At 36.6% G+C, this 2,446-nt stretch carries 5 protein-coding genes; all 5 read left to right on the top strand.

Translation table 11 applies throughout. The features are described from left to right. Window positions 1-193: 193 nt before the first annotated feature. A complete protein-coding gene (locus KCG35_RS27170) occupies window positions 194-493 on the top strand; it encodes a cell wall hydrolase (RefSeq protein ID WP_373687376.1) in 300 nt (99 codons plus the stop codon). 18 nt (window positions 494-511) lie between these two features. Next, window positions 512-703, top strand: coding sequence for a hypothetical protein (locus KCG35_RS24635; protein ID WP_215822504.1), 192 nt, complete (start codon window positions 512-514; stop codon window positions 701-703). Beyond that, a complete protein-coding gene (locus tag KCG35_RS24630) occupies window positions 693-1,532 on the top strand; it encodes a hypothetical protein (RefSeq protein WP_215822503.1) in 840 nt (279 codons plus the stop codon). The genes KCG35_RS24635 and KCG35_RS24630 overlap by 11 nt, the downstream gene beginning before the upstream one ends. A gap of 270 nt (window positions 1,533-1,802) precedes the next feature. Continuing rightward, window positions 1,803-2,132 (top strand): DUF3310 domain-containing protein, encoded by a 330-nt coding sequence (locus tag KCG35_RS24625; RefSeq protein ID WP_215822502.1) that lies wholly within the window; start codon window positions 1,803-1,805, stop codon window positions 2,130-2,132. Next, the gene (locus KCG35_RS24620) at window positions 2,089-2,265 is read left to right on the top strand and encodes a hypothetical protein (RefSeq protein ID WP_215822501.1); all 177 of its coding nucleotides are present in this window, start codon (window positions 2,089-2,091) and stop codon (window positions 2,263-2,265) included. The genes KCG35_RS24625 and KCG35_RS24620 overlap by 44 nt, the downstream gene beginning before the upstream one ends. Window positions 2,266-2,446: the final 181 nt, after the last annotated feature.

Here is a 2,446-nt window from a genome sequence, read left to right as displayed (position 1 = left end):
GCTGCTTACAGCATCAATATCTGTGTTGAGGTCAAACTCAATTTTGCTGTTAATAAGCTCTTTACTATAGGCAGTCACTTCTTAACCCTTCTTGGTTTACTTTATTTACAATCTGAAAAGAACTAACAAAGATAAGGAGACTATACCAATATATTTAGAAAACAAAAGACGTATATCAAGGCTATAGCAAGATATGCTTGCAGTTGCTGAAGTAACAATGAATAGAGTGGAAAGTCATCAGTGGCCTAATCAAGTGTGCCAAGTGGTCTATCAGAGAAAGCAATTTTCTTGGACACATGATGATATTTCAGACCTTATGAAAGATAAGGAGTCTGCTGAATTATCCGCTCTTTTATCTCAAGCAGTACTAAATGGGTTGGACCTAAATTTAACCAAGGGTGCAACTCATTACCACTCACATCTTATCCAACCATACTGGACCCATTCTTTAACAAGAACTGCACGAATAGGAAATCACATTTTCTATAAGTGAAAATAAACAGGAACTAACATGATTGAATTTACTACAGATGGCGTAATTACATTAGGTGACCTTAAAAAGTTTATTGCTGAGGCAAACATTCCTGATGATGCCATCCAACATACAGACGATACAACAAAGCCATTTTGTGGCTCAGGGTTACTCTATGTAGATAAAATTTATTACGACAGTACAGACGGGAGTTTAACATTTGAGTACTAACCGTGTGGGCCTACTCGACACGGACATACTTTGTTTTCAGGCTGCATCAGCAGCTCAAAGGTCAATTAACTGGGGGAACGATTGGTGGACTTTCCATGCAGACTTTAATGTAGTTAGAGAAATCTTTGAGGAAAAAGTTAGGTACATAAAAGAAGCATGTCAATTAGATAAAGTTATTATGTGCCTGACTGATAGGGACAATTTGCGTAAGACAATTTATCCGCAATATAAAGGAAACAGAAAGGGTATTCCTAAGCCATGTTCCTACCCAGCCATTGTCGAATACGCTATAAATAATTATACTTCTTTTAAAAGGCCCTCATTAGAAGCTGATGATGTGATGGGAATTTTGGCAACTTGGTCTAAGTTTTATTCTAATTACAAAAAAATAATTGTATCTGAAGATAAAGACATGCAAACTATAGGGAACACCTACTTATTTAATCCTGTAAAAGATTTAGAGCCACGATTTATTTCCAAATCAGAGGCTGACCGTTTCTTCATGAAACAAATCTTAACGGGTGACACCGCTGATGGTTATCCCGGTTGTCCAAATGTAGTTGATTCTCTTGCTGAAGAGCTACTCACAGATAGACTTAAATTTGAATCTTATGAACACACCTTTAAATCGGGTCCTCGTAAAGGGACCTCTGAAATAAGGTGGGAAAAGGTTCCATCAAGTTCTATGTGGGAAACTGTCGTATCTTGCTATGAAAAAAATGGTTTATCTGAAGATGTTGCAATTCAGCAGGCTCGTTGTGCTCGTATATTAAGGGCATGTGATTATGACTTTAAACTTAAAAGGGTAATTTTATGGAAATCTTCATGATATGTTTCGCGATAACGTTTATATTTACTTTAGGTATATTTAAAGTAATTGAGTTTGGCTTTGAGGAATTTAACGATTGAGCTTTAAAAAAGGCGATAAGGTAGGTGTTAAAGATGAATACCTGCAGCTTTGTAAAGAGCATGGTTGGTCTACAGAAGTCCTCCAAATCGTGTTTACACAGTTTTATCTAATAAGGAAGGACAGGTAAGCCTTGACGGTGTATCCCGTTTATTCCATTACAGTCACTTTGAAAAAGTAAGTGGAGGTAGTTTGAGTAAGGATATAAGTTACTCGTTTAATGAGAGTACGTATTTGTCTGAAATAAGGAAATATATAGATAAGACCTATAGCCAACACTATGCTTCTAAAAAGGTTCAAACAGGTGAACTCATTTACTCAAAGCCTGAGCGTGGTCTGCACTTTTCAATAAGTAACATTATTAAATATGCAGACCGCTTTGGTGACAAAAAGGGTATGAATAGTAGTGACTTATATAAAATCTGTCATTATGCTATTCATGCCCTTTACTGCCTTGATGCCTTAGATGGAGATAAAAATGGCAAAGAAGAAAAAGAAAGAGGAAACAATTACCGCTGTTAACTTTATGCAGTTAATCTCTGAGGCCCTGTCTAATCAACCAGAGATGGAATTAAAGCACTTCCTGAAAGATGGCTCCGTTGAACGCTTCGTAGTGTTCAAGGTAGATAATGAATATAAATCTACTGCAGTATAAAGAGCTAATCACCTACCTAGACCAAACCCTCACCTTATCCACACCTAAACCCAGCGATAGCTTAGAGAAAATAATGTATGACGCAGGTCGTCGTTCCCTAATAGATTTACTTTTATTTAAACTTAAAGAACAAGAGGAGAAATCTTTTAATCCATAATGTGTTCATCTCGACTTTGGCCAT

This window comes from Zooshikella harenae, from assembly GCF_018837975.1.
In the GTDB taxonomy this organism is placed as follows: domain Bacteria; phylum Pseudomonadota; class Gammaproteobacteria; order Pseudomonadales; family Zooshikellaceae; genus Zooshikella; species Zooshikella harenae.
The sequence above is the reverse complement of the archived record's forward strand: the minus strand, read 5'-3'. Positions and strand labels throughout refer to the sequence as shown.